The following is a 16148-nucleotide window of genomic DNA, read 5'->3' on the forward strand; positions in this document are numbered from 1 at the left end:
CTTACCACTCACGACCGGTCAGGCGCTCATCGCCTTCCTGATCGCCGCTTCGAGGTCTTTCACGTGCTTCGAATTCATGCCGCCGTAGGTGAAGGTGTTCATGTCCACCTTGTCGGCGTACATGGGCACGTCCTCGACGATCGTCTTGGAGGCCCCGGGTACTTCGAAGATGAGCCTTCCCGGCTTGAACGCCGTCGGCGGGACGTTCTTGATACCGCTGATCTTCTCGATACTGAACGTGTGCTTCCGGTCGCCGAGTCCTTTGACGGCCGCCTTGATCGTGATCGTCCGGCCGCTGAAGCTGATGGACCGACGTCTGGCGTGGATGTGCACGAACCCTCCCCTGGGTGCGAAAGCAGGCACCCTATGAGAGAGGGATCGGCCCGGACGAGCGCCGTTTCCGAACCGTTATCGCCGACTCTGGTCGATCACCGGCTCGTGACGGCGGGCGGCGGGTCGGATTCCGGCCGGTCCGCGGGGGACAGTGGCCAAGGAGCGCCGTCTTCCCACAGCCGCTCCGCTTCGTCCGCGAAGTGCCCGTACCAGGGAGCGTCCTTCGGTTCCATTGTGAACACCGGCGAGGCTTCGCCGGGCGGCCGGTATTCGTAGTGCTGGACGCAGATCAGGCCCCGTTTGGAGGAGACGTCGAGACAGTTGAAGCCCGCGGAGGAGATCCGCGACGACACCCGGATCTCCAACCGGCCGCTCGTCCTGCTCTTCAAGGACGTCAGTTCGTCGAGGGTCGTGATGATCCGTTGCCGCAGACGGCCATGGCCCAGGCTTCGGGAAATTCGGCGATCGGCGACATCGATGAGCGCATCGTCGGTGGGATCCAGTAAAAGGACCCGGATTCGTCCGCCCGCTTCGAGGATCGACCGAATGTCGCTGCGCATCCCCTGCACGGTCCTGGTCATCGAGTGACCGATGAGGAGGATGTCGAAAGCCGCCGCGCGCCGGGCGATGAGGTCGGCGGGGAATTCCGGTTCGAACAGCGCGGCGGGGCCGCCCCGGTTCGAGTCCCGGACCTGTTCGGTCAGCCGTCGCGAGCGGATCTGTGAGAAGGCGAGCAGTGCCAGCAACGCCGTGACCACAGACGAAAGCGTTTTGACGTCGGAGATCCCGGTCGCGCCGAGAACGGTGAACACCAGGGCGACGGCGCCCAGTACATACAGATCCAGGTTGTCGTCGGTGATCACGCGTGCCAGCGATCGCCGGATCCGTCCAGGCTCGTCCGCCACTGAACCCCCTCTTCTTCGGTCGCGTGGTGGCAGTATCGGCCGGACGCTCGGCTTGTCCGGGATTGCTGACATCGATGGCATACCGCGAACCAAGCGATACGAAGCCATTTGGCTCAACCGTTTGTCTGGTCCAGTCCAGTTATGTCTACTAACGTAGAGGGATGGAGCTGGAACTGCGCCACTTGCGCATCATGTGCGCGATCGCCGAACTCGGGAGTATCACCAAAGCGGCGAACACGCTCGGAATGGCCCAGCCTGCACTGACAGCACAACTGAAGCGCATCGAACGGACGCTCGGCGGGAAGCTCTTCCTGCGCGACCACACGGGCACCCGGCCGACCGCGCTCGGCCTCCTGGTGCTCGACAGGGCCAAGATGGTCCTTCCCGCCGTGTCGTCGCTGCACGACGAGGCCGCGCGTCTCGCCCAGCACGCCGGGACCGGCGAGCCGATGACCCTGCGGCTGGGCTCCGCGACGGGGCCGATGCTCGGGGCGCTCCTGCAACGCCTCGGCACCACCCATCCCGACATCCATGTCGCCACGCACACGTCGTGGTCGGCCAACAAGCTCGCGGACATGACCGCGGAGGGCGGGCTGGACTTCGCCTTCGTCGGTGTCTGCGGTGACGCCGCCCCGCCGCCGGAGCCCGGCCTCCGCTGGCGGACGCTCGCGCATCATCCGGTGTTCGTGCTGATGTCGGCGCGGGACGAGCGCGCACAGCAGAACGAGGTCGAACTCGGTGAGCTGGCGGACGAGCGCTGGTGCGCGACGCCGGGTGACGGCTGTTTCGGCGACTGTTTCGCGTCCGCGTGCGCGCGGTCGGGATTCACGCCGCGTTCGCTGTACGAGACCGATGTGCTGACCTGTATCGAGATGGTCGAGTCCGGACACGCGGTGGTGTTGTGCCAGCCGCTGTTCCACGAGATCCCGGGTATCGTCGCGGTCCCGATCGCGGGGAACCCGTTGAGCTGGCGGAATCTCGTCGGCTGGTCGGAACGCGGGGAGATGGGTCCCTTCGCCGCGGAGATGATCGCCCTGTCCCGCGCGGTGTACGGCGAACTGATCGACCGGCGGCCGACCTACTCGAAGTATCTCGAGTTGAACCCGGGTTACGGCGTGGACTACACGGACGCCGGAGTGCGCTGACCTGGGCGGAAGCCGCCGAAAGGTCCAGTCCACTGAGTGGATATGACCTAAATGGTATGTACCTTTTGCAGCAGGCGCCTCGTACGGTCTGGGACGAGATCTTCTTCCGGAACGTCGGTGAGGAAACGCCTGAAATGAACCGAAAGATCGTAGCGGCCGCCGCGGCGGCCCTAACCGGAGCCGGCCTGGTCACGGCCGTCGCGCTGACGCCGAGCGCCAGCGCCGGCCAGACCGTCACGGCGTCGGACCAGGTGCAGTCGGAGATCGTCGCGGCCATGGCGCGCGATCTGAAGATCAGCCCGGATCAGGCCAGAACCCGGCTCGCCGACGAACAGAAGGCCGCCTACACCGACAGTGCCCTCAAGACCCGGCTCGGCCCGTCCTACGGCGGATCGTGGCTGGACGCGGCCGGGTCCAAGCTGACCGTCGCGGTCACCGACGCGGCGCTGGAGGGCACCGTCCGCGCGGCGGGTGCGACCCCGAAGACCGTCGCGCGGAGCTCGGCCCAGCTCGACGCGGCGAAGCTGTCCTTGGACACCAAGGGATCCACCGCGCCGAAGAGCGTGCCCGGCTGGTACGTCGACGTCGCCTCCAACTCGATCGTCGTCCTGGCCCACACCGGTGGCGAGGCCGCCGCGAAGTCGTGGGCGACCGCGTCCGGTGTGCGCGCCGACGCGGTGCGGGTCGAGACCAGCAACGAAAGCCCGGTTCCGCTGATCGACGTCATCGGCGGCAACGCCTACACCTTCGGCTCGGGCCGGTGCTCGATCGGTTTCTCGGTCGAGGGCGGCTTCGTGACCGCCGGGCACTGCGGCACCACCGGCACGCGGACCTCGAACCCGAGCGGGTCCGTCGCGGGCTCCACCTTCCCCGGCAACGACTACGCGTGGGTCCGCGTCGACGCGGGCAACACCCCGCGAGGACTGGTCAACCGCTACCCGGGCACCGTGCCGGTGGCGGGTTCGCAGGAAGCCGCGATCGGCGCTTCGGTCTGCCGTTCCGGCTCCACGACGGGCTGGCACTGCGGCACCATCCAGCAGAAGAACGCCTCGGTGAGCTACCCGCAGGGCACCGTCACCGGTCTCACCCGGACCAACGCCTGCGCCGAACCGGGCGACTCCGGCGGCTCGTGGCTCGCGGGTGACCAGGCCCAGGGCGTCACCTCCGGTGGTTCGGGCAACTGCACCTCGGGCGGCACGTTCTACTTCCAGCCGGTCTCGGTGATCCTGAGCGTCTACGGCCTGAAGCTGGTGACCTCGGGTTCGAACCCGCCGAGCAGCACCACCACGACGCCGACCAACACGACGTCCAACCCGCCCACCGGCACCTGGGCCGCCGGCACCACCTACGCCGCCGGCGCGACGGTCACCTACAACGGAGTTTCCTACCGGGCCCTCCAGGGCCACACCGCACAGGCTGGATGGGAGCCGCCCAACGTCCCAGCGCTTTGGGCCCGCGCCTGACCGCCTAGCCGTCCGGGCCACACGCAGGGGTGCGCCCGGACCGACCGCCCCCGACGTCGTCCGTGCGTCGGGGGCGGTCCCCATTTCCGTCGCGACACCTTCGAACCTCGAGCACCGGTCCGTGAAGGCCTCCTTGAGGGACTCTGGGTCCCTCAAGGAGGCCTTCACGGACTTGGCAGCCGGCAGGACACCTTTGCCCTGCCTTCAAGAGAGCGGCACCTTCTCGCGACCGGCACCTTCTCGCGACCGGCTCAGTGCAGGACTTTCAGTCCCACCACGCAGGCCACGATCCCCACGATCAGCAGGATCCTGGCCAGCGAAACGGTTTCCGCGCCCGACCACATGCCGTAGGCGACGGTGAGCGAAGCCCCGATCCCGACCCAGACCGCGTACGCGGTGCCGACGGGGAGATCCCTCATCGCGTAGGCGAGACCCACCATGCTCGCCACCAGCGTCACACCGAAGACCACCGACGGCACGGGCCGGGAGAATCCTTCGGACTTGCCGAGGGCGGTGGCCCACACGGCTTCCAGTACACCCGAAACGATCAGGACAAGCCACGACATGACGCGCTCCCAGAGCGCCGTCTTGTCGCTGGCCGGGTACGGCACCCACTCGTCCGGGGACCTCGATCAGGAGGTTCCACGACCAGGATCGCACACCGCGTGCGCGGGGCGCCCGCGGGTTTGACGAGGATCACCACCCGACAGGCCACTGTGGACGGTCAGCGCGTCAGGACCTTGGGCGCGGACCAGGCGAGCAAACCCAGTTCCAGCACCGAGAATCCGATCAGCGCCCACGCGCTCGGCAGCCAGATGAGCGAGATGCCGACGAGGAGGATGGGCAGGACCAGCCCGGCGTAGGCGGCCAGGAACAGGGCCGCGAGCACCTCGCCGCGCACCGGCGGCTCGGCGAGGGCGGCGACGGTGGCCACCGAGGCGCGGAAGCCCAGGCCGACTCCGGCGCCCGCCAGGACCCCGCCCGCGAGGAAGAGCCACAGCTGGGACGTCGTCACCGCGATCGGCAGCGCCACCAGCCCGGTCACCATCAGCGCGAGACCGAGGCGCAGCTGGGTTTTCCTGGCCAGACCGGCGAAGACCACTTGTGCCGCGGCCGCCGCGAGGAACACGGAGAACGAAGCGAGTCCGGCCAGCATCCGCGAACTCTGGTGCATTCCCTGCGCCAGCAACGTCGGCGTCAGCGCCATGAACAGTCCCGTGATCGCGAAGGCGGCGAAGGCGCCGATCGCCGCGCCGAAGAACGCGGTCCGCGCGCTCGACGGCAGCGAGACGCGCTGTGGCCGGTACGCGGGCCGCTCTTCGGCGCGTTCGACCGTTTCCGGCACGAGCGCGACCGCGATGGCCGAGGCGAGCAGCAGGACCAGGAAGAACACGAACGGCGTGGTGAGCGGCTCCGCCGAATAGCTCGCGAAGACGCCGCCGAAAAGCGGTCCGAGTGCCAGCCCGCCCATGTTGACCACGGTCGCGATCAGTCCCGCGCGGCCGTGGTCCTCGCTCGGCCGGGCGACGGCGCGCAGCTCGGACAGATGCGCGGTGGCGGTCGCGGTCAGCGCGCCGATGCCCGCGCCGCCGATGAGCCTGGCCAGGATCAGCCCGGGCACGTCCGGCCACACCAGGAAGAGCGTCGCGGAAAGCGCCTGAGTCAGGGTCGCGGCGAGGATGACCCGCCGTCGCCCCAGCCAGTCGCTGACATGACCGGCGAGGTACAGGCTGCCCATCACGCCGACCGCGTAGGCCGCGAACACGATGGTCACGACGTAGGTCGGGAAGCCGTCACGTTGCTGGTAGAGCACGTAGAGCGGGGTCGGGACGGTGGAGAAGGCCAGCGAGGCGGCGTAGGCGGCCGCGATGACCCAGAAGCCGCGGCCGTGGCTGACCCGCCGGAGCGCGGGACGGGGGAGAGTGGCGCTGTTCAGCATGCTTCCACTGTGGATCCTGTGATCATCCAAGTCCAACGAACAATACTGGTCACAGTTATTCGAAACTGCGATAATTCCGAGTCGTGGAGACTCGTCAGCTCGAATGCTTCGTCGCCGTCGCCGAGGAACTCAGCTTCACCCGCGCCGCTCGACGGCTGTACGCGGTGCAGTCCACCGTCTCGGCGACCATCCAGGCGCTCGAAGGCGAACTGGGCGTCAAGCTGTTCGACCGGTCGACGAGGCGCGTCGCGCTTTCCCCGGCGGGCACGGTGTTCCTGCCCGAGGCCAAGGCCGCGCTGGAGGCCGTCGACAGGGCCCGCGAGGTGGTCGCCGACGCCTCCGCCGGCCTGCGCGGCAGTCTCCGTTTCGGCACCTTGACCAGCGTCGGCGACCTCGACCTGCCCGAGCTGCTCGGTGCGTTCCACCGGCGGTATCCGCTGGTCGAGCTGCACGTGACGGTGTCGATCACCGGCTCGACCGGGCTGGCCGAGGACCTGCGCCAGGGCAGGCTCGACGTCGCCCTGCTCGGCCTGCCCGAATCCGACCTCGCCGGACTCGACACCAAGCCGGTCGGTTCGGCGCCGTTCGTCGTCGTGCTGCCCGACGGGCATCGGCTGCGCGACCGGCGATCGCTGACCTTGGCGGACCTCGCGGGCGAGTCGTTCGTGGACAATCCGCGCGGCTTCGGCAACCGGGTCGCCCTGGACCGTGCTTTCGAGCGGATCGGGGCGCCGCGGCGAGTCGTCGTCGAGGTCGCCGACCTGCGCGCGGTGCCCGCCTACGTGGCGGCGGGGCTCGGTGTCGCCGTCGTGCCCGATCTCCGGCTGCTCGCGGGGGTCCGGACGATCCCGCTCGACGAACCCGGCCTCAGCTGGCCGCTGACCATCGCCACCAGAGGAGAACGGCCGCCCGGCCGGACGGCCCGCCTGCTGCTGGACCTGATCGACGGCGGGGAGTTCTCCCTCGTGATCCCGGTCCGGTCCTGAGTTCAGCCCGTCAGGAGCGTGCGAGTCGCCTTGACCACCAGATCGACGGTGCGCGGCGGTGGCGCCTCGCCGCGATCGAGGTGTCGCCTCACCGCAGCGTAGGGAAGGTCCACGAGCGCCAGCATCAGTTCGTCGGTGGTCCGGCCGGTCAGCGGGCGCAGTCGCCGGACGACTTTGGCGATCGCCGCGTCGAGGCGACGGTTGGCGTCTTCGGCGCGGGCCCGGTCTTCGGAGGTCCAGTCGTCGATGCCGAGCGCGCGGGCGCCACCGTAGAGCAGTTTCCCTTCGGCGGGATACGCACGGCACCAGCGGACGACCTGTGCGGCGGCTTCGACGGCGGCCTCCGTGACCGGTTCCCGTTCGAGGGCTTCGAGGAAGCCCTGCTGGAAGCCGGTCAAGGTGCGGAACCAGACGGCGGCGAGCAGGGCCGGACGTCCGGGGAAGCGGTGGTAGATCGACCCGCTCGGCGCGCCGACTTCGCGGGCGACTGCCGACATGGTCACCCCGGCGACCCCTTCGGCGGCGAAGATCCGCACGGCGGCGTCGAGGAAGTCGTCGGCGGTGTGCCGAGGTGGCCGTCCCATTTTCAGAGACTATCCTCTACTATTGTTTTAGGGGAAGGTCTCTAGAACTGGGAGGACGCCATGCGCGCATGGAACAGGCATCACCGGATCGTCGATGTGGCACAAGAGCGCGTCGGTGCGCTGATCGACACGTTGTCCGGGGACGGCGACCGGCTCTGGCCCGTCGACGCGTGGCCGCCGATGCGGTTCGATCGGCCGCTCGGCGTGGGAGCCGACGGCGGACACGGGCCGGTGCGATATCGCGTCGAGTCCTACGAACCCGGGAAGTCCGTGAGGTTCCGGTTCACCGCGCCCCGCGGCTTCGACGGGTTCCACGAGTTCACGATGCGCGCGACGGAATCCGGGGGCACCGAACTCGTGCACCTCATGGTGCTGCGGCTCCGGCACCCCGCCTGGCTCACCTATCCGCTGCTGTGGCGGCCGCTGCACGACGCCTTGCTGGAGGACTGCCTGGACCGTGCCGAACGTGAACTCACCGGCACGGTCCGGACGCCCGCGCGTTGGAGCCCCTATGTCCGGCTCTTGCGGAACCTGATCTCCGGCAACAGGTTCCGGCGCTTCAGGAAGAACAGGCTGCCGCCGATGAGCACGACGGCGATCAGGTAGCCCAGCGCCAGTGACACGGCGCCGCCGTTCGCGGGCGGTAGCAGAACACCGAAAAGCGCGCTGATCCCGGCGAGGATCCACCGGCCGCGGTCGGTCGTCAGGCTGACCGCCAGCAAGGCGACCGTCCACAGGAGATACCACGGCTGCACGACCGGCCCGAGCACCAGCATCGCGGCGAAGGTCAGTCCCGCGCCGTAGAGCGGGTGCATCTTCTCGCGGTAGGTGAGCCACAACAGCCGGGCGCCGACGGCGAGACCGAGGATCGCCCCGATGAGCGAGAACACCCTGATCGCGCCGTCGGTCAGGTCGGCGCCGAAGATCTTGCCGACCCCGCCGACGAGGAAGCCGAGTTCGTTGGTGGGCGCCATCCAGCTGTGCACCTGGCCGGAAACCCCGGAGAGCACCCGGACCCAGCCGAACCCGAGGCCGCTGCCGAGCGAGATCGCCACGGTGACCGCCGCGAATCCGGCGGGCAGCCCGAGCGCCACCGCGGCCCGGCCGGCGGGTGTCGCCCGGCGGAACAGGTCGACCCCGACGAACAGCAGGCCCGCGACGGCCACGATCTTGATGTTGGCGGCGGCGCTGACCGCGATCACGCCCGCGGCGATCAGCGCGGGCCGGGCGGCGCCGGTCTTCGCCGCGCCCATGAGGACGAGTTCCAGTCCGGCCACCATCAGCCCGACCATGAGCCCGTCGTTGTGCACGCCCGCCACGATGTGCCACAGCACCAGCGGGTTGAGCAGAGCCAGCCACAACGCGATCGACGGCGAGACCCCGACGCGGCGGGCGAGCCGGGGGAGCGCCCACGCCAGGAGCGCGATCCCCGCCAATCCCAGCAGCCGGTGCAGCAGCACCGTCGGGACGAAGGCGTCCCCGGCGACATGGGCGATCGCGCGGGCCAGCGCGACGAACGCCGGACCGTACGGCGCGGGCGTGTCCCGCCAGTAGTGGCTGACCGCGAGCGTCACCGGCGAATCGGCGCCGAGCGCCTCCGCCGGTCCCACGAGATAGGTGTCGAACCCCTTGGCCGCGATCAGGCCCTGCGCCAGGTAGCTGTTGATGTCACCGCTGAACAGCGGACGCGCGAACAGCAGCGGCGCGCACCACGAGACCGCGATCCCGTACAGCCGCCGCGTGGGCAGCCCGGCGGCGAGCCGTCCGATGCCCAGCCACGACAGCACCAGGGTGGCCGTGCCGGTGACGCCCAGCGCCACCACCAGCACCGACGGCAGGCCGATCCCGGAGGTGACCAGCACCAGCACGGCGATTCCGAGGAAACCCGCCCAGTGCAGCGCCGAGATGGTCAGCCCGGTCTTCTCCGGCGCGGGCAAGACGTTCTGCATGCGGCCAAACTACTCCAAGTGCGAAATCCGGTTCCGCCGATCGTCCGAGAAACCGGTTCCGGCGCTTCGGGAGGGCGTCCAGCGGGTACTCCACGCGCTGGAGAGGCGGTGGTGGGCGTGAAGAAACGCTGGGTGCGCTTCGGGGTGTTCGCCCTGGCCGGAATCCTGATCGTCGGCGCGGCGCTGCAGATCGCCGGGCTGCTGCCGAAGCTCGACCCGTTCGGAACGTCCACTGTGGACCGTTCGCAGCCCGCGGTGCTCAAGGCGGTCCGTGATCTGAGCCAGTACCACGCGGCGGTCGGCGACTACCAGGTCGTCGTCGACATCGAGAAGGACGTCAAATGGGTGCCTTCGGCCATCGCCGGGGAGCGGACCCTGTTCGTGGCGTCGGGCTCCGTCGACGCGTACGTCGATTTCGGACCGCTGGTGGAGAATTCCCTCACCGTCTCGGAAGACCGGCGAGCGGTCGAGGTGCGGTTGCCCGAACCCAAGCTGGCGAAGCCCGCTTTGGACAACGAGCACAGCTACGTCTTCGGCCAGGAACGCGGTCTGGTCGACCGGCTCTCGGCCCTGGTGTCGGTGCCGGACCAACAGCAGTTCCATCTCGCCGCGGAGAAGCGGATCGGGGAAGCCGCGCAGCAGTCCGGCCTGCTCGACCGGGCCAGGGCCAACACGAAGGCGATGCTCACCGGACTGTTGCAGGCACTGGGCTTCCAGGTCACCTTTGCTGCGGAACCGACGACCTGACCCGCCGGGATTTATGCGAATGTGCGCGCTTTCCCCGGCCGCCTTGACCGGTCCACCCTCGTACTGGTGCGCTGACGAGGCCGACCGGGAGGGTGCGATGGGGACGAAGCCGAGGGACGATCTGACCTACAGCGAACCGATCGCGACCGGCGGGATCTCGATCTCGGCCGCGCCCGACGAGGTGTACCGGCTCGTCAGCGATCCCGTCGCGATGGCCGAGTGCACCGAGGAACTGCGCAAGGCCCGCTGGATCCGCGGCGCGACCGAGGCGCGCGTCGGGAATTGGTTCGCGGGCAGCAACCGCAACGGCGTGCGGCGCTGGGTGACCCACGCCGAGATCGTCGAGGCCGAGCCGGGACACCGGTTCGCCTACCGGGTGCGCACCCCGTTCTTCGTGCCGATTTCCCGCTGGGAGTACGAGATCGACCCCGACGGCGACGGCAGCCGCCTCACCGTGACGAACTGGCTGCGGGTGCCGGCGTGGTTCATCCCGATCGCCATCTTCATCACCGGCGAGCCCGACCGCGCCGCGACCAACCGCGCCAACATCGGCATCACCTTGCAGCGGGTGAAGGCCAGGCTCGAAGGCCGGGAGTGGCACCGCGAACCCCGCGTTTAGTCCTCTGAACGCGAGTTCCTGGATCGGCTCAGCCGCCGACTTCGAGTCCTTTGTGGACTGAAAGGTCGACGCCCGCGGCCAGCCGGTACGGCCGGGTGTCCACGATGGCGCCGAGCAGCCGTCGCAGCCGGGAGACCTCGGCGCGGACGGTGACGAGGTGTTCGGCGTCGCCGTAGAGCGCCCGGCTGAGCGCCTCGGCCGAAAGCCCGGCCGGACCCGCCGTCCGCAGGTGCACCAGGATCTGGGCGTGCCGGGGTGTCACGGTGCGGACCCAGCCGATGTCGCCCGACCGCATCCGCAGCAACGGCGCGTGCCCGAGTTCGAGATCCAGCCGGACCCGGCGCGCGGTGTCGGCCGGGCGCACGAGCCAGCCTTCGGCGAGCCGTTCGGGCAGGCAGGCGCCCAGACCGGGAACGGCGAGGATCTGGCCTTCGACGGGAGCGGCGATCCTCGCCCCGGGCACGATGCCGGCGGAGTGGGCCACCCAGCCGTCGTCGTCCACCAGCAGCGCCGGCCCGCCCGTGCCCGCGACCACCGGTTCGGCGGTTCTGCGGAGCCTGTCCAGGCCCTGCTGGTGGTGGCGCCAGAGTTCGGATTCGACCAGCCGCCGCCCGGTCTCCACCAGCGCGCCGATCGCGGGGTGCAGCGTCAGCGCGGGCCCGCTGACGTCGATCACCCCGAGCAGTTCGCCGGTGCGCGGATCGTGCACCGGCGACGCGGTGCAGTACCAAGGGTGCTGGCCCTGTTCGAAATGCTCCCCGGCGAGCAGTTCCACCGGCGCGGCCTCGGCGAGCGCGGTGCCGATCGCGTTGGTGCCGACCCGGGTCTCGGTCCAGTCGGCACCTTCGGTGAAGCCCAGAGTGTCGGCGCGGCGCTTGACCGAGGGCGAACCCGCCCGCCAGAGGATGACGCCCTCGGCGTCGGTCACCACCAGCAGCATGTTCGCGGTGTCGGACGTCGTCCCGAGCACCTGGCCGAGGTCGTCCACGACATGTCGCAACGGTGAGCCGCGGCGACGGCGGGCGACCTCGTCGAGCGGCACGGAATCGCGGGTGTTCACGCCGTCGGCGGCGAGCCCCAGGCTCAGCGCGCGTGACCAGGACCGCGACACGAGCGGCCGCGGCCGGACACGCGGACGGCCGCCGCCGATCACGGCTTCGTGCATCCGGACCAGGTCGCGGGCGTGCATCGGCAGGTCGGCGCCGGGCGGGACCGAGCTGAACACGCCCACGGGCCACCTCCGCACCATCGCGTCGACGGACCAGCATAGGTCGGCCGGCGCGGACGCGCCATGGAGTCGCGCTGCAACACGTTGCAACCCTTGTCGCTCCACCCGCCCGCGGCGTGTGATCGGGGTAACAGCCGAAACGCCGGGAGTTGAGGAGTGGTCATGACACAGACGGTGGACCGGATCGAGGCGACGGGCTCGCCGCAGGCTCGGGTCGACGCGTGGCTGAGCCGGTTCGAAGCGGCCCTCGCCGCCCGCGACACCGAAGCCGCCGCCGCGCTCTTCGCCGTCGACAGCTACTGGCGTGACCTGGTCGCCTTCACCTGGACGATCAAGACGGTCGAAGGCCGCGACGGTGTCACCGACCTGCTCGGCGCCTGCCTCGACCGGATCGAGCTGTCCGGATTCCGCACCACCGAGACACCGACCGAGGCCGACGGCGTGACCGAGGCGTGGCTGGAGTTCGAGACCGCGACGGGCCGTGCGAAAGGCCACTTGCGGCTGAAGGACGAAGGCGCCTGGACGTTGCTGACGAGCCTGCGCGAGCTCAAGGGTTTCGAGGAGCGGCGCAACGAACAGCGGTCGAAGGGCGTCGAGCACGGCGTCGTCCGCGGCCGGAAGTCCTGGGCCGAGAAGCGCGAGGAAGAGCAGACGCGGCTCGGCTACGACGAGCAGCCGTACGTCGTCGTCATCGGCGGCGGCCAGGGCGGTATCGCGCTCGGTGCCAGGCTTCGGCAGCTCGACGTGCCGACGCTCGTCCTGGAACGCAACGAGCGGCCGGGCGACTCGTGGCGCAAGCGGTACAAGAACCTCTGCCTGCACGACCCGGTCTGGTACGACCACCTGCCCTATCTGCCGTTCCCGGACAACTGGCCGGTGTTCGCGCCCAAGGACAAGATCGCCGACTGGCTGGAGATGTACACGCGGCTCATGGAGGTGCCGTACTGGACCAGCACCGAGGTGACCTCCGCGTCCTGGGACGAGGAGAAGGAGCAGTGGCTGGTGACCGTCGTCCGCGAGGGCGAGGAGCTGGTGCTCACGCCGCGGCACGTCGTGTTCGCGACCGGGATGTCCGGCAAGCCGAATTTCCCGTCGTTCCCCGGGATGGACGAGTTCGGCGGCGATCAGCACCATTCGTCACAGCACCCCGGCCCGGACGCGTACGCCGGCAAGAAGGCCGTCGTGGTCGGCTCCAACAACTCCGCGCACGACATCTGCGCGGCGCTGTGGGAACACGGCGCCGACGTCACCATGGTGCAGCGGTCCTCGACGCATATCGTCAAGTCGGATTCCCTGATGGACCTCGGTCTCGGCGACCTGTACTCGGAACGCGCGGTGCAAGCGGGGATCACCACCGACAAGGCGGACATGATCTTCGCGTCGATCCCGTACCGGATCATGCCGCAGTTCCAGATCCCGGTGTACGACGCGATCCGTGAGCGGGACAAGGACTTCTACGCGCGGCTGGAGGCGGCCGGGTTCCGGCACGACTGGGGCGACGATGGATCGGGCCTGTTCCTGAAGTACCTGCGCCGCGGTTCCGGTTACTACATCGACGTCGGCGCTTCGGAACTGGTGGCCGACGGGAAGATCAAGCTGGCGCACGGCCAGGTCGACCACCTGACCCGGGACGCGGTGGTGCTGTCCGACGGCACGGAACTCGAAGCGGACGTCGTCGTCTACGCCACCGGGTACGGCTCGATGAACGGCTGGGTCGCGGACCTGGTCGGGCAGGAGACCGCGGACCGGGTCGGCAAGTGCTGGGGCCTCGGCTCGGACACGACGAAGGACCCCGGCCCGTGGGAAGGGGAGCAGCGCAACATGTGGAAGCCCACCCGGCAGGAAGGCCTGTGGTTCCACGGCGGGAACCTGCACCAGTCGCGGCACTACTCCCTTTATCTGGCGCTGCAACTGAAAGCGCGCTACGAGGGCATCCCGACGCCGGTGTTCGGCCTCCAGGAGGTGCATCACAAGTCGTGAGGGATCGGTCGGGCTGGTCGTGAGTGGTGAGTCGCGTTCTAACGCGACTCACCACTCACGACCACCGTGCCGAGCCGGGGCTTTCGTGTGACTGAGTGGACGGCTCGTGTGATCAGATGGACGACACGCGTGACTGGCTGGACGACACGCTCTCCGCCGGGTCCCACCCCGTGTCGTCCACCCCGTCACACATGTCGTCCGTCTGATCACACGTGTCGTCCATCTGATCACGCGAGACCGCGCGACCGTAGGTACCTAAGACACCCTGGCTCCAACCCGAATCGCCACTCACGACCCGGCCGCCCGCGCGTATCGGTGCGCCAGAACGGCGAAGGCGTCCTTCAGTTCAGCGGGCCCGACGACCTCGATGTCCGCGTCGAACCGTCCGATGCTCGCCGCGAGCCCGGCCCACGACCACGAACCCAGCACCAGACGGCACCGATCCGGGCCCACCTCCTCGACGACGCCGTCGCGGACGTAGTCGGCGACCGTCGTGGCGGGGAGGTCGAGGATCACCTCGCCGCGACAGGGCCAGTCGCCGGTTTCGGACGCACCCCGGAACCGGCTCGCGACGAAGGTGGCGACATCGGGGGCGGGCAGCTCGCGCGGGGTGAACCGCGGACCGGTCGGCGTGCGCGGGGTGATCCGGTCGGCCCGGAAGGTGCGCCAGTCCTGGCGGTCGAGATCCCAGGCGACGAGGTACCAGCGACCGTGCCAGGTGACGAGGTGATGCGGCTCGGCCCGGCGCGGGGGAGACGCGCCCGCGTAGTCGAACCGCAGGATCTCGCGGGCGTGCACGGCCGCGCCGAGCGCCAGCAGGACGTCGCCGTCGACACGGGGAATCGGACCGGCTCGCGGGCGACTCGACGGCGGTCACCTGGAGGGTGTCGATCCGGCGCCGCAGCCGCGACGGCATCACCTGCCGGACCGTGTGCAGCGCCCGCATCGCCGCCTCTTCGATCCCCGCGCCACTCGTGGTGGCGATCTGGAGCGCGACGGCCAGCGCGACCGCCTGGTCGTCGTCGAACAGCAGCGGCGGCAGTTCGGACCCGGCGTCGAGCCGGTACCCGCCGTCGGGCCCCTTGACGGTCGCGATGGGGTAGCCGAGCTCGCGAAGCCTGTCGACGTCGCGCCGCACGGTGCGCGGGCTGATGTCCAGCCGCTCGGCCAGCAGCGCGCCCGGCCAGTCGCGGCGGGCCTGCAACAACGAGAGCATCGACAGCAGACGCGCGGAGGTCTTCGGCATGTTTTCATGATGCCCCGGGTAGAGGCCACACCCTGTCCTCTACCCCTGCGAGAGTGGTCGTGTGCCAGAAAACGACAACACGGAGGGCCCGATGACCGCCACGATCCTCGACGCCGAACGCGCCGACCTGCTCGAAGCCCTCGACACCGTCCGCGCCACGCTGACCACCACCGTCCAGGGGCTCACGGACGAGCAGCTCGACGAGCGCCCGACGGTCAGCGCGCTGAGCCTCGGCGGCTTGGTCAAGCACGTCGCCTCGATCGAGGAGATGTGGCTGCGTTTCGCGGTCGACGGTCCGTCCGCGATCACTTACGACCTGCCGGAAGGTGTCACCTGGGCCGACCTCGGCGCCGGGACCGCCCGTGAGTACCCGCAGTGGGCGATCGACCACCAGAACAACTTCAAGATGCTGCCCGGCGACACCCTCGCGTCGATCCTCGAGCGCTACGAGCAGGTGGCCGCGCGGACGAAGGAGATCGTGTCGTCGATCCCCGACCTGTCCGCGACGCATCCGCTGCCCGAGGCGCCGTGGAACCCGCCGGGCGCGGTGCGCAGCGTGCGGCGGGTGCTGACGCACGTCATCGCCGAGACCGCGCAGCACGCCGGCCACGCCGACATCCTGCGCGAGAGCATCGACGGCCAGAAGTCGACCTGACCCTCGCTGCTCCGGTCGTGAGTGGTAAGTGTCGTTCTAACGACACTTACCACTCACGACCCACTTGACCTGCCACTCATCGCCACTGTTCCTCGGGCTGAAGGACGCTTTCCCCGCACGCGATGCGATGAAAGCTCCCTGTCGCTCAGAGTGAAGGGTGTGTGGAAATAGGGACGTTCAGCGTCCCTATTTCCACACACCCCCCTCGCGACCGGGCCGGTCACGAGGGACTGTGTGGATTTCTGGTCATCTAAGGCCCCAAAATCCACACAGTCGGTGCCAAAGGTCCTGGCGTCGCGCGGAGCTACTGACCCGGCGACCCTGTCGTGTGGGTCGTGAGTGGTAAGTTGAGCTTCCCCCCGTTCGCCG

The 16148-nt window shown here is 69.4% G+C and carries 15 protein-coding genes, 1 pseudogene and 1 riboswitch; of the genes and pseudogenes, 8 read left to right on the plus strand and 8 right to left on the minus strand.

What is annotated here, in order from left to right; translation table 11 throughout:
- Nucleotides 1-18: 18 nt before the first annotated feature.
- Entirely contained in the window at nt 19-333 is a 315-nt protein-coding gene (locus B0293_RS11710; protein ID WP_005167769.1) for a hypothetical protein, read from the minus strand.
- Nucleotides 334-428: 95 nt separating this feature from the next.
- Nucleotides 429-1238: a DUF5919 domain-containing protein gene (locus B0293_RS11715; RefSeq protein ID WP_039919917.1), complete on the minus strand. Its 810-nt coding sequence runs from the start codon at nt 1236-1238 to the stop codon at nt 429-431.
- Nucleotides 1239-1399: 161 nt separating this feature from the next.
- Between B0293_RS11715 and B0293_RS11720 the strand changes: the two genes are divergently transcribed.
- On the plus strand, nt 1400-2383 hold the full coding sequence (locus B0293_RS11720) for a LysR family transcriptional regulator (RefSeq protein ID WP_005167765.1): 984 nt from the start codon (nt 1400-1402) through the stop codon (nt 2381-2383).
- A gap of 134 nt (nt 2384-2517) precedes the next feature.
- Complete coding sequence (locus B0293_RS11725) at nt 2518-3846, plus strand: carbohydrate-binding protein (protein WP_039919921.1); 1329 nt, start codon at nt 2518-2520, stop codon at nt 3844-3846.
- Between the two features lie 251 nt (nt 3847-4097).
- Here B0293_RS11725 and B0293_RS11730 read toward each other — a convergent pair whose 3' ends face one another.
- Entirely contained in the window at nt 4098-4412 is a 315-nt protein-coding gene (locus tag B0293_RS11730) for a DMT family transporter (RefSeq protein WP_039919920.1), read from the minus strand.
- A gap of 11 nt (nt 4413-4423) precedes the next feature.
- Nucleotides 4424-4492, minus strand: a riboswitch (guanidine-III (ykkC-III) riboswitch).
- Nucleotides 4493-4570: 78 nt separating this feature from the next.
- A complete protein-coding gene (locus tag B0293_RS11735) occupies nt 4571-5785 on the minus strand; it encodes an MFS transporter (RefSeq protein WP_005167759.1) in 1215 nt (404 codons plus the stop codon).
- 83 nt (nt 5786-5868) lie between these two features.
- On the opposite strand from B0293_RS11735, the gene B0293_RS11740 reads away from it, so the two are divergent.
- Nucleotides 5869-6771 carry a LysR family transcriptional regulator gene (locus B0293_RS11740; protein WP_005167757.1) on the plus strand — a complete coding sequence of 301 codons (903 nt, stop codon included), beginning with the start codon at nt 5869-5871 and terminating at the stop codon, nt 6769-6771.
- A gap of 2 nt (nt 6772-6773) precedes the next feature.
- Here B0293_RS11740 and B0293_RS11745 read toward each other — a convergent pair whose 3' ends face one another.
- Complete coding sequence (locus tag B0293_RS11745; RefSeq protein ID WP_005167756.1) at nt 6774-7355, minus strand: TetR/AcrR family transcriptional regulator; 582 nt, start codon at nt 7353-7355, stop codon at nt 6774-6776.
- Between the two features lie 60 nt (nt 7356-7415).
- Here B0293_RS11745 and B0293_RS43515 point away from each other — a divergent pair, with 60 nt between their 5' ends.
- Nucleotides 7416-7961 (plus strand): SRPBCC family protein, encoded by a 546-nt coding sequence (locus B0293_RS43515; protein ID WP_157376444.1) that lies wholly within the window; start codon nt 7416-7418, stop codon nt 7959-7961.
- Here the strand turns inward: B0293_RS43515 and mptB are convergent.
- Nucleotides 7865-9304 (minus strand): polyprenol phosphomannose-dependent alpha 1,6 mannosyltransferase MptB, encoded by a 1440-nt coding sequence (mptB, locus tag B0293_RS11755; RefSeq protein WP_005167752.1) that lies wholly within the window; start codon nt 9302-9304, stop codon nt 7865-7867. The genes B0293_RS43515 and mptB overlap by 97 nt on opposite strands.
- 111 nt (nt 9305-9415) lie before the next feature.
- Between mptB and B0293_RS11760 the strand changes: the two genes are divergently transcribed.
- Together B0293_RS11760 and B0293_RS11765 are read left to right on the plus strand one after the other, a co-directional pair.
- Complete coding sequence (locus B0293_RS11760; protein ID WP_005167750.1) at nt 9416-10051, plus strand: DUF4230 domain-containing protein; 636 nt, start codon at nt 9416-9418, stop codon at nt 10049-10051.
- A gap of 97 nt (nt 10052-10148) precedes the next feature.
- Nucleotides 10149-10670 (plus strand): SRPBCC family protein, encoded by a 522-nt coding sequence (locus tag B0293_RS11765; protein ID WP_005167748.1) that lies wholly within the window; start codon nt 10149-10151, stop codon nt 10668-10670.
- Between the two features lie 28 nt (nt 10671-10698).
- Here the strand turns inward: B0293_RS11765 and B0293_RS11770 are convergent, their stop codons facing one another.
- On the minus strand, nt 10699-11901 hold the full coding sequence (locus tag B0293_RS11770) for a sigma-54-dependent transcriptional regulator family protein (protein ID WP_005167747.1): 1203 nt from the start codon (nt 11899-11901) through the stop codon (nt 10699-10701).
- A 159-nt stretch (nt 11902-12060) separates the two neighbouring features.
- On the opposite strand from B0293_RS11770, the gene B0293_RS11775 reads away from it, so the two are divergent.
- The gene (locus tag B0293_RS11775; protein ID WP_005167746.1) at nt 12061-13878 is read left to right on the plus strand and encodes a flavin-containing monooxygenase; all 1818 of its coding nucleotides are present in this window, start codon (nt 12061-12063) and stop codon (nt 13876-13878) included.
- Nucleotides 13879-14166: 288 nt separating this feature from the next.
- On the opposite strand, the pseudogene B0293_RS11780 reads toward B0293_RS11775, so the two are convergent.
- Nucleotides 14167-15124: pseudogene (locus B0293_RS11780) on the minus strand (helix-turn-helix transcriptional regulator).
- Nucleotides 15125-15215: 91 nt separating this feature from the next.
- On the opposite strand from B0293_RS11780, the gene B0293_RS11785 reads away from it, so the two are divergent.
- The gene (locus tag B0293_RS11785; protein WP_005167743.1) at nt 15216-15779 is read left to right on the plus strand and encodes a DinB family protein; all 564 of its coding nucleotides are present in this window, start codon (nt 15216-15218) and stop codon (nt 15777-15779) included.
- The last annotated feature ends 369 nt before the right edge of the window (nt 15780-16148 follow it).

The organism is Amycolatopsis azurea DSM 43854 (assembly GCF_001995215.1).
GTDB classification, from domain to species: domain Bacteria; phylum Actinomycetota; class Actinomycetes; order Mycobacteriales; family Pseudonocardiaceae; genus Amycolatopsis; species Amycolatopsis azurea.

Coding starts and splice junctions, on each gene's coding strand:
- B0293_RS11765 (WP_005167748.1), top strand. CDS start 10,149: ATGGGGACGAAGCCGAGGGACGATCTGACCTACAGCGAACCGATCGCG.
- B0293_RS11775 (WP_005167746.1), top strand. CDS start 12,061: ATGACACAGACGGTGGACCGGATCGAGGCGACGGGCTCGCCGCAGGCT.
- B0293_RS11735 (WP_005167759.1), bottom strand. CDS start 5,785: ATGCTGAACAGCGCCACTCTCCCCCGTCCCGCGCTCCGGCGGGTCAGC.
- B0293_RS11745 (WP_005167756.1), bottom strand. CDS start 7,355: ATGGGACGGCCACCTCGGCACACCGCCGACGACTTCCTCGACGCCGCC.
- B0293_RS43515 (WP_157376444.1), top strand. CDS start 7,416: ATGCGCGCATGGAACAGGCATCACCGGATCGTCGATGTGGCACAAGAG.
- B0293_RS11730 (WP_039919920.1), bottom strand. CDS start 4,412: ATGTCGTGGCTTGTCCTGATCGTTTCGGGTGTACTGGAAGCCGTGTGG.
- B0293_RS11725 (WP_039919921.1), top strand. CDS start 2,518: ATGAACCGAAAGATCGTAGCGGCCGCCGCGGCGGCCCTAACCGGAGCC.
- B0293_RS11785 (WP_005167743.1), top strand. CDS start 15,216: ATGACCGCCACGATCCTCGACGCCGAACGCGCCGACCTGCTCGAAGCC.
- B0293_RS11720 (WP_005167765.1), top strand. CDS start 1,400: ATGGAGCTGGAACTGCGCCACTTGCGCATCATGTGCGCGATCGCCGAA.
- mptB (WP_005167752.1), bottom strand. CDS start 9,304: ATGCAGAACGTCTTGCCCGCGCCGGAGAAGACCGGGCTGACCATCTCG.